Here is a 16086-nt window from a genome sequence, read left to right as displayed (position 1 = left end):
CGGTTATGCAGAGTGGATTAGCCGAGCACGGCCTTGATCTTGTCGGCAGCCTGATCGAGCGCGTCCTTCGGGCTCATCTGGCCGGTCAGGGCAGCCTGGATCGCGTCCTGGATCGCCTTCGAGATCTTCGGCCATTGCGGATTCGGGCCGCGAGGCTTGGCGTACTTCAGCTGTTCGATGAAGACCTTCAGCGCCTCATCCTTGAGCTTCTCGCCGGTTTCCGGGATGGTGATGTCGGAACGGGCCGGAAGCTGGCCGTAGTTCTTGAACATCTTGTCGTCCTTCGAGGCAAAGAACTCCAGTGCCTTGAAGGCTTCGGCCGGATGCTTCGTGCTGGAGAAAATAGCCCAGTTGAAGTCGCCCATTGCCGAGGAACGCTCAGCGCCTTCCTTCGGAACCGGAAGCAGGGCAACGCCCCAGTCGAACTTCGCCTCCTTGGTCATTCGGTCGAGTTCCCAAGGACCGGAGATCGCCATCGCGGCATTGCCGGAGTTGAAGGTGCCGGTCGAATCCCACTGGCCGCGCGTCAAGGTGTCCGGAGAAGCAAGCTTCTCGTCCATGATCGTCTTCCAGGTTTCAAGCGCCTTGACCGCGCCCTCGGCATTGATGTTCTGATAACCGCCGCCCGCCATCTGGGCCCAGGGAAGGAACTGGAAGGTGCCTTCCTCGTTTGCCTTGGCCGAGAAGGCGAGACCATAGACGTTCTTTGCGGGGTCGGTCAGCTTGCGGGCATCCTCGACAAGCTCGTCCCAGGTCTGCGGCGGCTTGTTCGGGTCGAGGCCCTTCGCCTTGAACATGTCCTTGTTGTAGTAGAGCGCGATCGTGTTGGTCGCCTTCGGCACGCCGTAGTACTTGCCGTCCCATTCGACGGACTTCAGCGGACCTGGGAAGTAGTTTTCCGGCTTGATGACCGACGATCCCTTGATCATGTCGGTAATGTCGAGGAAGGCCCCGCGCGACGAGAACATCGCGTGCTCGGGGTTGTCGACGGCGATGATGTCAGGGGCCTGGCCGGTGGCATAGGCGCGCATGGCCTCGGTGACGACATCATCGAACTGGATCAGACGATATTCGATCTTGATGCCATTGTTCTGGGCGTTGAATTCCTTGACGAGGTTCGGCGCCGGCTGGATGTCCTTGTCCAGCGACCAGAGGGTCAAGGTGACGTCTTCGGCCTTGGCGGCCAGGCCGAAGAGAGAAACGCCTGCGAGCGCCAAGGCGCCGATCATTGCAAACTTGCGGATACCCATAGTTCTCCTCCTTTGTGGTTATCCTGTCGGAAGCCGGCGATTCCTCCTCGCCGGCCGCGATGTCATCAAACCGGATCGACGACGAAATCGGCGCCCCGGGCATGCTTGAGATGGTTCAGCGCATAGACCTGACCGGTCATTTCCAGCGCGTCGCGATAAACCGGGTCGTGCCAGCCTTCGATATCGATCGAACCGGACCAGCCGGCAAGCCGCAATTCGGAAATGATGTCCGTCCAGTTGCTGTCGCCGAAGCCCGGCGTACGCATGAAGACGAATTTCTCCTTGCCGAAAATGCCATGTTCCTTGATGACGTCCCAGCGGATCGTCGCGTCCTTGCCGTGCACGTGGAAGATCTTCTTGGCCCACTTGCGGATCTGCGGCAGCGGCTCGATCAGATAGACCATCTGATGGCAGGGCTCCCACTCAAGGCCGATATGATCGTCCGGCGTTTCGTTGAAGATCAGTTCCCAGGCATCCGGGTTGTGCGCGATGTTCCAGTCGCCGGTCGCCCAGTTGCCGTCCATGGCGCAGTTTTCGAACGCGATCTTGACGCCCTTGTCGGCGGCGCGCTTTGAAAGCTCGCTCCAGATTTCCTTATAGCGCGGCAGGCTGTCGGTCAGCGGCTTGTTGCGGATTCGACCGGTAAAGCCGGCAACGCAGGTTGCGCCGAAATGGTGAGCATTGTCGATGCAATCCTTCCAGCCCTGCAGCGTCTGCAGGTCGATGTCGGTCGTTTCCAGCGGATTGCCGAACATGCCGAGCGTCGAGATCGTGATGTCACGGTCACCGATGGCGTCGCGCGAGCGTTTGCCGAGTTCGGCCAGATCCTGGCCGTTGGTCGTCTGCCAGAAGAAGGGTTCGAAGCTTTCAAAGCCCATATCGGCAATCTGGCCGATGCGCTTGTCGGCGCCGCCCTTGGAGGCGCTGACCATGGTGCCGATACGAATGGACTTGGCGGGGTTGCTCACAATCGCTTTTCCTTATGCTGAAATTTCAATGCGCTTGCCGGTCTTGGCACTTTCGATCGCGCCGAAGACCATGGCGAGGCTTCGGATATTGTCGGAGCTTGCGGTTTCTGGCCGCTTGCCTGTCTTGATCGCCTCGACGAAGCTTGCAATGACGCTGGCATGGCCGTGCGTTTCTTCTTCGTGCGCGGGCTCGGGAACGTTTACGGGCGTAAAGCCGTGCAGGAGGCCGGGATCCTTGCCGGCGACAGCTGCATTGAATGTATCGCCGCCATCCCAGGTCAGCATGCCCTTCGAGCCGACGAGACGCCATTCGCTTTCCCAGCTCGTGCGCTCACCTTCGGCGCACCAGGAGCCGCGATAGGTGAAGACGACGTCGTCGGAAAATTCGAAGGTGGCATTGGCGGATGCGCCGTGCTTGTACCAGGATCCGGTCGGATTGCGTTCGACGCAATAGACGGCAAGCGGCTTCTTGTCAGCGACATAGCGTGCGGCGTCGAAGGTATGGATTGCCATGTCGAGCAGAAGCACATTGTCCATCTCCTCGCGAAAACCGCCGAAATGCGGGCCGAGGAAGAAGTCGCAATGGATGGCGGTCAGGTCGCCAATTGCCCCGCTCTCGACGAAGCGGCGCATGCGGCGCACACCTGAGATGAAGCGGCGGTTCTGGATGATGGCGTGTATCTTGCCGGTCTCGGCGGCAAGATCGATCAGCGCGGCTCCTTCTGCAAGCGAGGTCGCCATCGGCTTTTCGCTGAGAACATGGCAACCTCCCTTCAGCGCCGTCGAGACGACATTGAAACGGGCTGTCGGTATGACGACGTCGAATACGATGTCGGCCTTGGTCCTGGCGATGACGTCGGCAAGATCGCTGCCGATGACGGCGCCCTCAAGACCGAACTCGGCGGCAAGTGCTTCAGCGGCTGCCGGATTGACATCGACGAGGCCCTTGACCTCGATCGCGGCTGCAAGAGCCGGGGTTTCCTTGATGGCGCGCAACCAGCCTTTGGACATGGCTCCGCACCCGCATAGAACGGCATTCAAAATCACGATTTCCTCCGGTGGGTCGTTTCCGGTTTTCCTCCCGAAACGCATCCCGTAAACGTTTACGATACTAAGCGGAAACGTTTCTTGGTGTCAATAGTGGTTCAAACAGTGCGAAATGCTGCGGAAAACACCTGCAAACCTAGGGCTTTAGATAAATACGTGCTGCGCCGCAGCACGGAAAAAATCTGCCTGATTTCGCCGCGGTAAATGAGGCCAGCCCCGCAAGGCCCACGATACCTTGAAGGCCAGCGGCTGTGGTCCTTCGCGTAGCGCCCTGAACTCTCTATCCTTCTGAACGTCCATTTCCCCGCACAGGCGTTTGGCCCCTCTTGGGTCCTTAGTTCGGAGGGAAATCGAGTAGCGCTCTTTGCCAATCTTGGCGATCAGGTCTTTGGGAACTCGCTTGACGTAGTAGTAGACGCCGTTCGGGCCTTTGGTCGGATTCGTGATCAAATGCACCATGTACGTAACCCGTGTACACGACTCGGGTCTCAGGTAGACCTTGATATCACTTAGGTATTTGAAACGTAAGGGAAAAGAATGGTGGGCGATGAGAGACTCGAACTCCCGACATCCTCGGTGTAAACGAGGCGCTCTACCAACTGAGCTAATCGCCCTCGCGAAATCGGTCCCGTTTGGTCCGCCGCGTCGGTGGCCGTGATTTATGCGGATCGCGGGGAAACCGCAAGAGCGTTTGTGAAGATTTTTTTATTTTTTCGGAAGGGCTTTGCAGGGCTCGAACCACTAGGGGCCAACCAAGCCGATGCGCGGTGGCAAAAACGGCCTGCACTGGAAAGCGATGAGCAGGGCCTTCCGACCACGCTGGAGACTATGCCTCCAGCGAAAAGGCGTCGCTCTCGCCCGGGACGAGCTCAAGGGGCCAGATCGTGTTGCGGGCACCCCTGGGATAATGCTCAGCGTAAGCCGGCATCGTCGCGAGCAAGGTCTCGGCGAGCTCGACGCCGAGATCGCGCAGTGACATGCGGAAGCAGGTTAGCGATGGCTGCAGAAATTTTCCGCGAGGTTCCTCACGAAAGCCGATAACGGCCAGATCTCGACCAGGAACGATGCCCGCCTCGTTCATGCGCCGGTAGAGACCAATCGCCATCAACTCGTAGATCAGAATGATGGCCGTCGGCTTGCTGTCGAGCCGTAGCATCTCATGACCGGCCTGATAGCCGCCCTGCTCACTCGATTTGACGCGGATCACCAGCGACGGATCATAGGCTATGCCGTGGCGCTCCAGTGATTGGCGATAGGCATCGACGAAAATATAGCCGAGGTTGATGTCATTGGATGGCGCCGCGATCGCGATACGGCGATGTCCCTTCGACACGAGACGATCGACAGCGCAGGCTGCAACGCCCTCGAAGTCCAGATCGATCCAGGGGTGGCTTCCGCCGGAGGTGCTGCGGCCAAGCGCGACAAAGGGGATCTTGGCCTTCACCAGAAGATCGATGCGCTTGTCGACCCGCTGCGTCGCCGAGATGATCATCGCATCGACGATGCGCCGCGCGACCATGCGCTTGAGGTATTCATGCGGATCCTCGTCGTTTGGGCACGGCAACATCAACAGATCAAGTTTGTGACGGGACAGCACACTCTGCAGGCCACCAGTAACGCCGAGGAAGAAGTTGTCGCTGTTTTCGACCGTTTCCTTGCTGGACTCGATCATCAGGCCGATGACATTGGTCGTGCCCTGGCGGAGGCTCCGGCCGGACTGGTTTGCCACATAACCCAGCTCCTCGGCCGCCGCGAGCACGCGCTTGCGGGTTTCCTCGTTGACGTCGGGCCTGTCGTTCAGCGCACGCGAAACGGTCCCGATCGAAATGTCGAGATGCTTGGCGAGTTGGCGAATTCCCTTCATTTGCGGCAATCTTCCTCCCGGATTGAACGCGTCAGGTCCTTATCTGCCATACAAAAACGTTTCCGGAAAGCGCGATTGCAACCCGCAGCCGTAGCGTCAATTCTTGCTCAGGCAGCGGTCGACAGCGTTACTATCGCTGCCAAAGCGCCGGCGGCGGCTCCGACGGATTTCGCCATGGCGTCTGGCAGTCGCGCGTGTCGTGACGGCGACAGCAGTTGAAGTAATTCCGAAAGGCCGGCGCCAACAATGCAACTGATCGTAATCAGCACCGGAGACTGCGAATAGCCAAGCACAAAAAAGAAGGCCATCGCCGCGAAAGCGAGGCTCCTGTCGAGATTGACGTGAGTGATCGTTCGCGGACGCAGCCTTATGGGAGCGATCGTCACGAAGAGGATGAAGACAAGCAGTACCCATGCGATTGCTTGGGCAACGACGACGAAGGTCAGCCCAATGGCAATTTGGTCGGACACGTCGGACATCCTGTCGTCACCGGTTTGCGAGGAAGCGCAAATTACAACTATGTGAAGAAAGCGAAAGCCTCAAGAACACCGTGCATCCGCAATCCTTCGGCATTTTGGGACAAACACCGTCCTTTCGTTAAAAACCACGCATCACACCCATCGCCAGCAAATATTCAGCGAGGCGTCATTCAGATGACTGTATGACTGTACGCTCGTTCTCAGGCCAATAGACGTCCTTCATCTGTAGAGGAATTGCGCAGAATCGGAGTGTGCAGGAAAGCCGTGGGCGAAACGGACGTATCGCGCACGCACCTTGCAAACACTTGCAAACGATGACGAGCTAGTAGGCGTTGTGGCGGCCAATCACGGTGCCCATCGTCATGAAGACTATTTTCAAATCGAGCCACAGCGACCAGTTATTGATGTACCAGATGTCGTAACGAACACGGTCAGCCATGCGATCCACGGTCGGGGTTTCGCCTCGGCATCCGTTGATCTGGGCCCAGCCTGTCAGGCCTGGCTTGACGTGGCGGCGGGATGCGTATTGGGCAATAAGCGATCCGTAAAGGTCATCGTGCGCCAACGCATGCGGACGCGGGCCAACCACCGACATGTCACCTTGAAGGACGTTCCAGAATTGAGGGAGTTCATCCAGGCTCGTTGATCGAATGAAGCCGCCAACGCGGGTCACGCGAGGATCATTGCGTGTCGCCTGACGCACGTCGGCGGCATTTTCCATGACAGACATGCTGCGAAACTTGAGGATGCGAAACGTCCGGCCATTATATCCTTTTCGGGACTGCACGAAGAAAATCGGTCCCGGACTGTCGAGCTTGATGGCGACGGCAACCGCAGCGCAGATCGGGAACATGACCACCAGCGCCGCGATCGAGAAGGCGATATCGAACGCTCTCTTCAGCCCGCGTTCGTAAAGCTCGAGCGGTGGGCGGTGTGTCTGAAATACGCGCCGTTCTCCGACAGTCTGCGCGAAGCCCTCGACGACATCACCGACCACTCCGCCGAACATGACGTTTACCGGCACACAGAACTGGCGCAGGGTGTTCAGACACTCCTCGAGTGCCCGCAAATTGCCGTAGTCGCTCCAGGCAACCAAGACCTCGTCGACTTCGCCTATGCCGCTCTTCACATAAGCGTCGCTCGTGGAAGCCAGCGAATGATCACCCTCGGAAATTCGCATCGTATGCTCTACGGAGAGACCGCTGAGGGCGGCACGTTGAACGACCGGTTCCGTCGACATCGTGCCTGGGCAAACAAGCAGGACCCGGCGGGTGCGGAACGCGGCGCGCGCGATCGCCCTGCTAAGGTGGCGATACCAGAGCAAGCGCAAAGCCACCAGTCCGCTCAAAGAGAGGGCCGCACTTGTGACGATTGAACCCAGCGATATCGCCATGTCGATCTTGAGGAACAGGATGACGGCGAGAAGGAAGAATAGGGCGGCCGGGAGAAACGCGACGATCAGTAACAACTGGCGACGGAAGGAGAACATCTCGCTCGATCGATAGGCGTGGACGCTGAACATCGCCAGTACGAAAACCGTTGCCACAAGCAAACCGATCCCGATGTAGCGCAACGGGTCAGCCAGGGTGCCGTAGGTCATCTGCTCATAGAACAAATGCCCTGCGGCGCTTGCCGCAAGGAGGACGACAAAATCGAACGCTGCTGCGATGCAGGTAATCGCTATGCTGTGGAGGCCGAACCATTTCCGGTCGCTCTTGACGGAAAGATGCGGGCCCCAGTTCTGTTCGACTGGAATGGTCATGAAGCACACCCTCAACCCTGCCGTATAGTTAGCATGGGTTAAACGTGTCCAACAATTATCCTCAGATACGCCTTATTGCGTAACGTTGAGACAATTCCAGAATATATATCGAAGCACGGAAAGTATAGTTTCGTAATACGCAGCACAGATTGTATTTTTCGAATGGGTTTCTATTAATTTGTATTTGTGCCAGTCGGCTAATCCAGATCTGTTGTTTTTAATCGGCTCACTTTCGCCTGTGGTTATGTGAGATCGGCTTTGGGTGCGCCTAATTCGTCGCCGACCTGCGCCATGTTTACGAGCGGAAGCCAAGTCTTTAATGCCGGGATCGCCGCCCCACCTGAGAATAGTGAGTCTGCCGGGCAAACCGCCGGCCCCGCCTATCTCGGCACGTCCAGCTTGTTGACAGCGAACTGATAGTTGCTGCCGGTGCCCGCGCGGGTGACCACCAACTTGCGTGTCCTTGTTGTGATACGCGCAAAATTCCCGTCTGTCGTGATCGACCGCGCGATCGAAATCTTGGCGGAGTCTATTCCCGGGAATTTTTCCGGGCATGCCTTGCCACCGATGCCATACATGCGCGTGCCGCCTTTTTCGTAACGTTGCAAAATGGGCCGGCCGCCCGGGTCGGCAAGAACGTTGCAGCCTGGCGCATTTGGTACCGGAACCATCCGATACCAGGGGCTGTCACCGAAAGCGCTGAGCACGGATAATGACAGCAGGGCGGAGGCGACAAGAGATAGTCTCAGCATGGCCCGGCTCCTTCGTTGCCAACCCTGCAAAGGTATATTAGCAAACACTGATCGACAAGATTCATCCGGGTTTCGGAAGAGATCTTGGGGGCTTGCAGGTGTCCCTACCCCTTCACGGCGCCGGCGGTCATTGAGCCGGAAATCTGCCTGTACATGACGAGACCGAGCACCGCAGGCGGCAGCGCGCCGAGCATCATGACGGCCGATGCGGTTCCCCACTGCACCCCGCCTCCGCTGGCGGCAAAGAAGAAGGAGGCGCCGACGGTCATTGGAACGGCCTGGCTGGTCGTCAGCATGAGGCCAAACAGGAACTCGTTCCAGGCGGTGATGAAGCCGAAGATGAAGGTGGTCACCAATGCCGGCCTGACGACGGGCCGGATGATCATTACCATTATTTGCCAGGAGCTGGCACCATCCACCTTCGCTGCTTCGTCAAGTTCCAGGGGCACGTCGGAAATGGCATTGACCATGATGACGAGCGCAAGTGGCGTATTGACAATCGTCAAGATCAGACCCAGTCCAAGCCGCGTATCGAGAAGGCCAAGCCATTGATACATCATATAAAGCGGGATCGCAAAAATGATCAATGGCACCGCTCGAAGGTTGATGATCACAGGCAACAGGGTGCGCTTGCCCGCCTCGCTTCGAGCAATGGCATAGGCCGCCGGGAAGGCCAGAAGGATCGCAAGGCTCGTTCCGATGAGCGAGGCAATCGTACTGTTGAAGAGATACGAGTAAATGTTGAACCGATCCGTGTGTGTCAGAACCCGAAGGTAGTTCTCAAGTGTCGGCTGGCTTATCCAGAGACCGGGATTGATTGACAGTTCACTCGCGCTCTTCAACGAGGTGACGAGTGTAACGATGACCGGAAAGTTCATTGCGAGCGTAGCAATTGCAAAGACGAGCCAACGAGCAGTGTTCAGCATCGCTATCTCCTCCTGCGACCGGCAAGCCAGTTGAGACCATAGAGCACCGCAAGCGAGGCGACGAACAGCATGACGGATGCCGCAACCGCCTTGCCGATGGCGCCCTCCTTGAAAAAGGCCTGGTAGATGTAGATCGAAAGCGATGTCGTTGATCCCCCGGCACCACTGCCGGTCAGCGCATAAACGTTGTCGAACACGCGAAAGCCATCGATGAAGCGGATGAAGAAGGCGATGACGAGTGTGGGAAGCATCAGCGGCAGTTCGATCCACCACAGGATCTTGAACCACGGGGCGCCGTCGAGCTCGGCCGCTTCCCGCACATCGAGCGGTATCGCAACGTAGGCCATATAAAAGAGCAGAAAGGCAAACGGCGTCCACTGCAGCGTTTCGACGACGATCAGCGTGCGAAAGGCATTATTGATGTCGAGGAAGGCCGGGCTGTCACCGAACCACAGGAAAAGGTAATAGGGCACCGGTCCGGCAAACTCGTGCAGCACAAGCCGATACATCAGGCCGATCATGGCGGGAGCGACCATCAATGGCAGCATCAACGGCGCCATCAGGAACGATCGCTTCGCAAGCAATGGCGCAAGGAAGATCGCAAGGAACAGGCCGATCAGGCATTCGGCAAGCGCGGTCAAGATGCCAAAGCGCATCGAGAAAGATACAGACTGCCAGAACTCTCGGTCTACCAGCACTGATGCGTAGTTGCCAAGCCCGCTGAGGCTCGGACTGCGCAGGTTCTCGAAGCTGACGGTAGAGACCGAGTAGATGAGGTTGACGAGCGCAGGAAAGCCCAGAAAGAGAAGCAGGAATGCCACAAGCGGTGCGAGATAAGCTCTGCCTTCGGCACGTTTTACAATAGCCATTATGGTCCGCCGGGTGTGCCGGCGCCAGGCGAAACCTGACGCCGGGTTCGTCCTACTTCTTCAGGAGATCCTGCATGCCCGTCTTCACATGGGCAAGCGCGTCGTCGAGCCCCTGTTGTCCCGCCCAGTAGCCCGTGAATTCCTTTGCCTGAAGTTCATAGACCGACAAGGCATTGGCGGAGGTGGCGCCGTTCATCACATAACCATACTTGCTCGCGAATTCGCCGAGTTTGACGAGATCAGGACGCTCGCTGGCGACCTTGGCGACGACTTCGGGCGAAAGGGCGGGAGAACCACCGCTTTTGGCATAGAGAAGTGCGGCGTCCTCGCTTGCCAGCCATTTCAGAAACTTGGTCGCACCTTCCTTGTTCTTGGCATTCTTGTTAAGGCCAAGCCCGAGGCCGTGGATGTGGTCCGCGCGGCCGTCAGGGCCAGCGGGCGGCGCGACGATGCCGGTCACTCCGGCAACGGCCGGCGACTTTTCAGCGTTGGTCAGATCGGCCGCTGCTGCATTCCATTGCAGCGCAGTTGCAGCCTGGCCGGAGCCATAGGCGGCATTGGTTTCGGCGTACTCGTAGCTCAGCGAATCCTTCGGGGAAGCGCCTGCATCATAGAGCTTCTTGTAGAGCTCGAGGCCGGTTTTGTACGCATCAGAATCGACCGTGATCTTGCCGTCCTTGTCCATCCAGTTGCCGCCGTAGGAGCGTGGCAGGGATTGGAAGACCATCATGTTGAAAAGCAGGTTCTTCATCTGCAGGACAGTGCCGTAGCGCACGGGACTTGCCGAATTCGCCTGCTTGCTGAAATAGAGCGCGGTTGCTGCCCAATCGTCCCAGGTCCAGCTGTCGGGATCCTTCGGCTGGAGTTCCTTGCCGAGGTACTTCTGGGCGATTTCCCCGTAGGTCTTCTTTGCCGCCTCGTCCTTCATCAGGGCGTCGATGAGATCCTTGCGGTAGTACATGAAGTGCAGGGAGAGGTCTGTCGGCACGCCATACTGCTTGCCATCGAACTGCATCGTCTTGAGGACAGATTCACCAAACACCTTTGCGGCGTCCGAACCCAGTTCGACAGGCTCCATGTAAGGCGCGTAACGGCCGATCGAATAAGTGGCAACCAGATTGACGTCAAAAGCATCGGAGCCGGCGGCCATGTCGGCCTGCAGCTTGTCGAAGAAGCCATCGCGGTTGAAGAACAGCAACTGCACCTTGTCGGCGTCGCTGATGCCGGCCTTAGCATTGTAGGCTTCGACCGTAGCTCTGAGCGCGGTTTCCTCCGAGCCACCGGGCCAGCCGAGCACCGTTACAGTCGCGTTTGCAATACCCGGCAGTGCAACGCTCGCAACGAGCGCAGCCAGTGCCGGAAGAGACCTGGTTTTGAATTTCATCGTCGTTCCCTTTCTTTTATCAGGTTTCATGCCATTCGCTCGCCGCTACTTGCCCTCACCAGCAAGATCTGCAGCGCCAATGATACCGGCGCGGCGGCCGAGCTTTGCAGCCACCAGACGCGGAGTGAGCCGAGGCGACATGCCAGACAGCTGGCTGCGCATCAGGTCGAGATAGCCTTCGGCCAGGCCGATGCCGCCGCCGATCACGATCACATCGGGATCAAACATCAGCTTGATATCCCGGCAGAGCGTCGCGGCGCGATGGGCCGAAAGGGACATGATATCGGCTGCCCACGTTTCACCCTTGCGCGCGCGCTCAAATACCTCGACGGCGTCGATCGGGTGGCCGGTCTTCAGGGCCTCGCTCGCAATCCATCTGCCGGACGTCTGATCTTCGAAGGGAGCCTGCCCCTGCGATGGTGACCGGATCAGGCCAAAGTGGCCGGCAAGCCCCGACAGCGGCTTGCCGTTGACGACAACCCCTCCTCCGATACCGGTCGAGATCGTCAAAAAGACCAGATCATCACCCGACCCCGCCCCGAATCTGTACTCCCCCCAGGCTGCAGCCTGCGCATCATTGACGGCAAAAGTGGGCTTGCCAAACAGTGCAGCAACGCGATCGACCAGAGGGTAGCGATCAGGAATTGAAAGCGTTGCCGGATTGAGCGCCGACCAGTTACCGCCTTCGATGAAGCCGGTCACCGCAATCCCGATCCGTTCGTATCGGTTCCGCCAATTTGCGGTGCTCTCGGCCACCTTTAAAAGCCAGGCGTCCGGTCCAGCGTCGCGCGCGGTCGGAACGACGATCTCTTCCAGAACGGTACTGCCGCTGACGAGTGCGGCCATCGTCTTGGTGCCGCCAATGTCGATGGAGAGGACGGTTTCGCGGTTTGCTCTATTATAGGCCTTGGCGATCGCCTCATTGAACCATGAGGTCACATGCTCGGTGCGGGTAATGGCAGAACCAACGACGACCGCAAACGCCCCGGCTTGCGCGGCCGCCAGAGCCTGCTCCGGCGAACGGATGCGACCTTCGGCGATGACATAGGGCGTGAGCTGTCGCATCGCCGTGATGAGCTCAATGTCCGGGTCCACGGGTTCCGGTCCGCCAACATAGCCCGAGAGTGTTGTGCCAACGAAATCGACGCCCGCGTCAAGGGCCCGCTTGGCGTCGTCGAGAGATGAGCAGTCCGCCATAGTCAGCTTGCCCCTCGCCTTGATGATTCGGACAAGTTCTTCTATCGAAGCCGGGCGAGGCCGATCCGTCGCGTCAAAGGCGATGACGTCGGCACCAGCATCGGCAAGCGCCTCGGCGTCGGAGACGAAAGGTGTAATGCGGACCGGACTGTCTGGAAGATCCCTCTTGACGATGCCGACAATCGGAGCGGAAACGACGGGACGAACAGCTTTCACATAGGCAACCGACTCGATCCTCAGTGCCTTGGCACCGGCGTTCAGTGCCGCTTTCGCAAAGCCAGCGACGAAATCGGCACGATCCATCGGCCCGCCGGGAACCGGCTGGCAGGATACGATAAGGCTATTCCTGATGTCTTCCCGTTGCACTCGTGACACTCCATTTCGGTATCACGATAAAAGGAAAATACCAGATTACAACCAGTTTGTATCTGGTCTTATCGCTGCAGTTCGAAGACGAAGTCGTAGACGTCCCCTTTGTAGCGTGTCTCGCAGTACTCCACGATCTGCTCGTCAGGCAGGAAGCAGCGTCTTTCGGTCATCAAGAGTGGTGCGCCGACCTCGCAATGAAGATGGCGCGCATCTTCGCTGGTTGCTGCTCTCGAACGCATGCGCTGGATTGCCCGTTGCGGCATGAAACCACGCGCCGCAAGCGCTTCGTATAGTGAATCCCCGACCAGATCGGGCGAGGGAAGAAAGCGCGTCGGCACGGTTGACGTTTCGACCGCGATCGGTGCGCCATCGGCTGTGCGGACGCGTTTCATGCGGATCACATTTGCATTGGCTGACAGCCCGAGCGCCATCATCTCCGTTGGCGAAGGTCGGCTTATGTGTTTGGAAATCCACACACATCCGGCCACCATGCCGCGAGCGCGAATGTCTTCCGAAAAACTCGTCAAGGTCGACATCGACTTCTCGACGCGCGATCCGACCTCCGTCTTGAAGCCGTGGCGGCGATTGAGAAGACCCTCTTCCTCAAGCAATGCCAGGGCTTTGCGAACCGTCACACGTGAGAGTGACAGGCTCTCGGCAAGTACCCGCTCGCCCGGCAGAACGGCGCCGGCCTTCACGGCATTGGAGCGAATGGCAGCTTCAATGGCCGATTTGAGCCGCTTGTAAAGCGGCACATCGGGCGCCGTCAGGCCCAGTTCCTTGGCTACGAGTTCGATCAAGCTCATATCTGGCATGCCTGTCCCCGTAACAGATCGATTGCCAAAAAGATTCTTGGCAATCGCATCTGGAGCTATACTGGTATTATGCCGGTCATGCAATTGCTCTCGAATTGCATGATGGCGCTGCACCTCTTAAGGTTCTTCGGAAGCCCCGCCTGAGGGCAGAAGGGTGATTGCGACCGGCGCCCGTTGCTGCGGCGGATCGCCCGGCTATTGACCGTCCTGACGCAGTGGCTCGAAAATAGCTTGTCTCTGCCAGTCCAGACACGCGAATGGCGAACGAGGCAGGTGCGCAGAAGCTTACAATGACAGCGCGGCTATGATCTATGCCGTCAGGCGGCGGGCAGAGAGCACCTGTCGGCGCTCCCACCATACAAGCATGAGGCTGGAGGCGACGATGAGGACTGCGCCTGCCACGACATTGACGGTCGGGACTTCCGACCAGATCAGATAACCGTAGAGAAAAGCCCAGACGAGGCCGCTATATTCCATCGGCGCAAGCGTTGATGCCGGGGCATGGCGGAAGCCCTCATAGAGCAGATACTGGCCGGCTGCAGCGACAATGCCGAGACCGATCATCAATGCCCAACCGAAAAGATCCGGCGTCTTCCACAGCCATGGCAGCATCGCGCCGCAGGCGACAACGAACAGGAAGCTTGTTGCCGTCATCTGGTTCAGCGTGCTTTCAGTGCGGCTGACAAGACGAACCAGGACGGTGCTCCACGCCCAGCAGAAGCCTGCGAAGATGACCATCCCCGCCGGCACGAGACTTGGCGCTTCTGCCGGATTGGCGGCAAGCAGCACGCCGGCGAAGCCGCCGATGCACGCGAGCCAGCGCATTGGCCCGACGTTTTCCTTGAGAATGAGGATCGACAGCACCACGACCATGATGGGTGCTGAGAAATACATCGTCGTGATCTCGGCGAGACCGAGATGGCGTGCAGCCGTATAATAGGCCATCCATGCCGAAAGCATGAGCCCTGCCCGCAACAGCAGCGATTTCCGGTGCGGGCTCTTGAGTATTGACGGATGGCGCAGCCGGCGGACCATGATGCCGGCGATAACAACAATCATGATGCTGCGCATGAAGAGGATCTGCGGAACAGCGTAGTCCGCCACGAGCCACTTCACGACTGCGTCCTGGATGGCAAAAAGTGAATAACCCGAACATGCGAGCGCAATTCCGACGAGCGGGCTCGGGGCGTGGTCAGGGGATCGTTGGAGCATTGGCCTGCGGCGGGAGTTACGTCTTGTGCGTGACGCCTATCAAGAAGCTCGCCTCGTGACAATCGCAAGAAATCGTAATGCAAAGCTGCGTCGGCCTATGCGGTCGTGGCCCTTCCTGGATACACAACGCGCTGCCTGATGTGGGAAGAACGTCGCATCGGGCCTTGCCTCGCGGGCGCAACTGCGGTGTATCATGCGCCGTCTGACGCAAGGCAGAAGGGTGCGTGTGATGAATGAAGGCAAGTCGGCGCTTTACTTGGCGGCGTCGTGGGCATTATGGCCCGCACTTTTTGCGGCTGGATTGATCGGGGCGGGTTGGGCTTTTCACACAGAGGCACCGCTGTTGTGGTTCAACGTCGTCTATCTGACGATCGTGGCGGCGATCGCAGGGTTCGAGCGGCTGATGCCTTATGAACAGGAATGGCTGAAGCATGATCGCGAAACATTCAACGACATCGCACATACGCTCCTGACAAAGGGGGGCGTGCAGCTTGCCGCGGCGATCGGCGCGTCCGCCCCGATGGCGATTGCCACCGTCGTACAGCCGGCAGTCACATCGGCAACGTCTATATGGCCGGATCACTGGCCTGTCTTCTTTCAAGCTGTATTGGGGTTGATCATCGCTGAGTTCGGTCTTTACGTTGCGCATCGTGCCGCGCACGAGTTTCTTTCGCTGTGGCGGTTTCATGCCCTGCATCACAGCGTCGAGCGCCTGTGGGTCGTCAACACCGGCCGCTTTCACGTCGTCGATTCGCTGTTCAAGATCGCGCTTAGCCAGATCCCCCTCTATCTCTTGGGCGCGCCTTTGCCGGTCTTTCTCTGGACCAGTGCCGTCACGGCCTTCATCGGTCTTCTCACCCACTGCAACATCGATGTCAGGACAGGTCCGCTCGACCGGATTTTCAGCACACCCCGATTGCATCGATGGCATCATTCCAAGGTGTTGGCTGAGGGCAACACCAACTACGGCGAAAACCTTGTACTGTGGGATCAGATATTCGGCACTTATTTCAATCCCGCGCGCAGGCCGCCTGCAGAGATCGGAATCAGTGGAAGGGTCGCCGAGGGTTTCCTGGCTCAGCTTGTGCAGCCGTTTTCGGCAAAGGGATTCAGGCAGATTCTGGGGCGTCGTGTAGAGCCACAGATGAGCGCCACGCCTGAAAAGGAAAGGGCTGAAGCCTGATATCCACCG

The 16086-nt window shown here is 58.5% G+C and carries 15 protein-coding genes and 1 tRNA gene; 1 reads left to right on the top strand and 15 read right to left on the bottom strand.

Annotated elements, in window-relative coordinates; translation table 11 throughout:
• Positions 1–17: 17 nt before the first annotated feature.
• The 15 genes from IB248_RS00710 to IB248_RS00640 form a co-directional block, all read right to left on the bottom strand.
• On the bottom strand, positions 18–1250 hold the full coding sequence (locus tag IB248_RS00710) for a sugar ABC transporter substrate-binding protein (protein ID WP_018856680.1): 1233 nt from the start codon (positions 1248–1250) through the stop codon (positions 18–20).
• Positions 1251–1315: 65 nt separating this feature from the next.
• Entirely contained in the window at positions 1316–2218 is a 903-nt protein-coding gene (locus IB248_RS00705; RefSeq protein ID WP_025658231.1) for a sugar phosphate isomerase/epimerase, read from the bottom strand.
• 12 nt (positions 2219–2230) lie between these two features.
• Positions 2231–3265: a Gfo/Idh/MocA family oxidoreductase gene (locus IB248_RS00700; RefSeq protein WP_192240005.1), complete on the bottom strand. Its 1035-nt coding sequence runs from the start codon at positions 3263–3265 to the stop codon at positions 2231–2233.
• A 144-nt stretch (positions 3266–3409) separates the two neighbouring features.
• Complete coding sequence (locus tag IB248_RS00695; RefSeq protein WP_192240004.1) at positions 3410–3724, bottom strand: DUF6538 domain-containing protein; 315 nt, start codon at positions 3722–3724, stop codon at positions 3410–3412.
• A gap of 79 nt (positions 3725–3803) precedes the next feature.
• Positions 3804–3879: transfer RNA gene (locus IB248_RS00690), tRNA-Val, on the bottom strand.
• A gap of 212 nt (positions 3880–4091) precedes the next feature.
• Positions 4092–5129, bottom strand: a complete 1038-nt coding sequence (locus IB248_RS00685; RefSeq protein WP_018856683.1) for a LacI family DNA-binding transcriptional regulator — start codon at positions 5127–5129, stop codon at positions 4092–4094.
• A gap of 107 nt (positions 5130–5236) precedes the next feature.
• Entirely contained in the window at positions 5237–5608 is a 372-nt protein-coding gene (locus IB248_RS00680; protein WP_192240003.1) for a VanZ family protein, read from the bottom strand.
• Positions 5609–5930: 322 nt separating this feature from the next.
• Positions 5931–7370, bottom strand: a complete 1440-nt coding sequence (locus IB248_RS00675; RefSeq protein ID WP_210332915.1) for an undecaprenyl-phosphate glucose phosphotransferase — start codon at positions 7368–7370, stop codon at positions 5931–5933.
• Between the two features lie 380 nt (positions 7371–7750).
• Positions 7751–8122 (bottom strand): hypothetical protein, encoded by a 372-nt coding sequence (locus IB248_RS00670; protein ID WP_018856686.1) that lies wholly within the window; start codon positions 8120–8122, stop codon positions 7751–7753.
• Between the two features lie 104 nt (positions 8123–8226).
• Positions 8227–9048 (bottom strand): carbohydrate ABC transporter permease, encoded by an 822-nt coding sequence (locus IB248_RS00665; protein WP_192240002.1) that lies wholly within the window; start codon positions 9046–9048, stop codon positions 8227–8229.
• A 2-nt stretch (positions 9049–9050) separates the two neighbouring features.
• The gene (locus IB248_RS00660; protein WP_062368405.1) at positions 9051–9917 is read right to left on the bottom strand and encodes a sugar ABC transporter permease; all 867 of its coding nucleotides are present in this window, start codon (positions 9915–9917) and stop codon (positions 9051–9053) included.
• A gap of 52 nt (positions 9918–9969) precedes the next feature.
• Positions 9970–11301, bottom strand: a complete 1332-nt coding sequence (locus IB248_RS00655) for an extracellular solute-binding protein (RefSeq protein ID WP_192240001.1) — start codon at positions 11299–11301, stop codon at positions 9970–9972.
• Between the two features lie 45 nt (positions 11302–11346).
• A complete protein-coding gene (locus tag IB248_RS00650; protein WP_192240000.1) occupies positions 11347–12864 on the bottom strand; it encodes a putative N-acetylmannosamine-6-phosphate 2-epimerase in 1518 nt (505 codons plus the stop codon).
• 68 nt (positions 12865–12932) lie between these two features.
• The gene (locus IB248_RS00645) at positions 12933–13682 is read right to left on the bottom strand and encodes a GntR family transcriptional regulator (protein WP_192239999.1); all 750 of its coding nucleotides are present in this window, start codon (positions 13680–13682) and stop codon (positions 12933–12935) included.
• Between the two features lie 309 nt (positions 13683–13991).
• On the bottom strand, positions 13992–14894 hold the full coding sequence (locus IB248_RS00640; RefSeq protein WP_192239998.1) for a DMT family transporter: 903 nt from the start codon (positions 14892–14894) through the stop codon (positions 13992–13994).
• 229 nt (positions 14895–15123) lie between these two features.
• On the opposite strand from IB248_RS00640, the gene IB248_RS00635 reads away from it, so the two are divergent.
• The gene (locus tag IB248_RS00635; protein WP_192239997.1) at positions 15124–16077 is read left to right on the top strand and encodes a sterol desaturase family protein; all 954 of its coding nucleotides are present in this window, start codon (positions 15124–15126) and stop codon (positions 16075–16077) included.
• Positions 16078–16086: the final 9 nt, after the last annotated feature.

Origin of the sequence: Rhizobium sp. RHZ01 (genome assembly GCF_014851595.1) — a bacterium.
GTDB classification, from domain to species: Bacteria; Pseudomonadota; Alphaproteobacteria; order Rhizobiales; family Rhizobiaceae; genus Rhizobium; species Rhizobium altiplani.
This window is presented reverse-complemented; position numbering and strand designations above follow the sequence as displayed.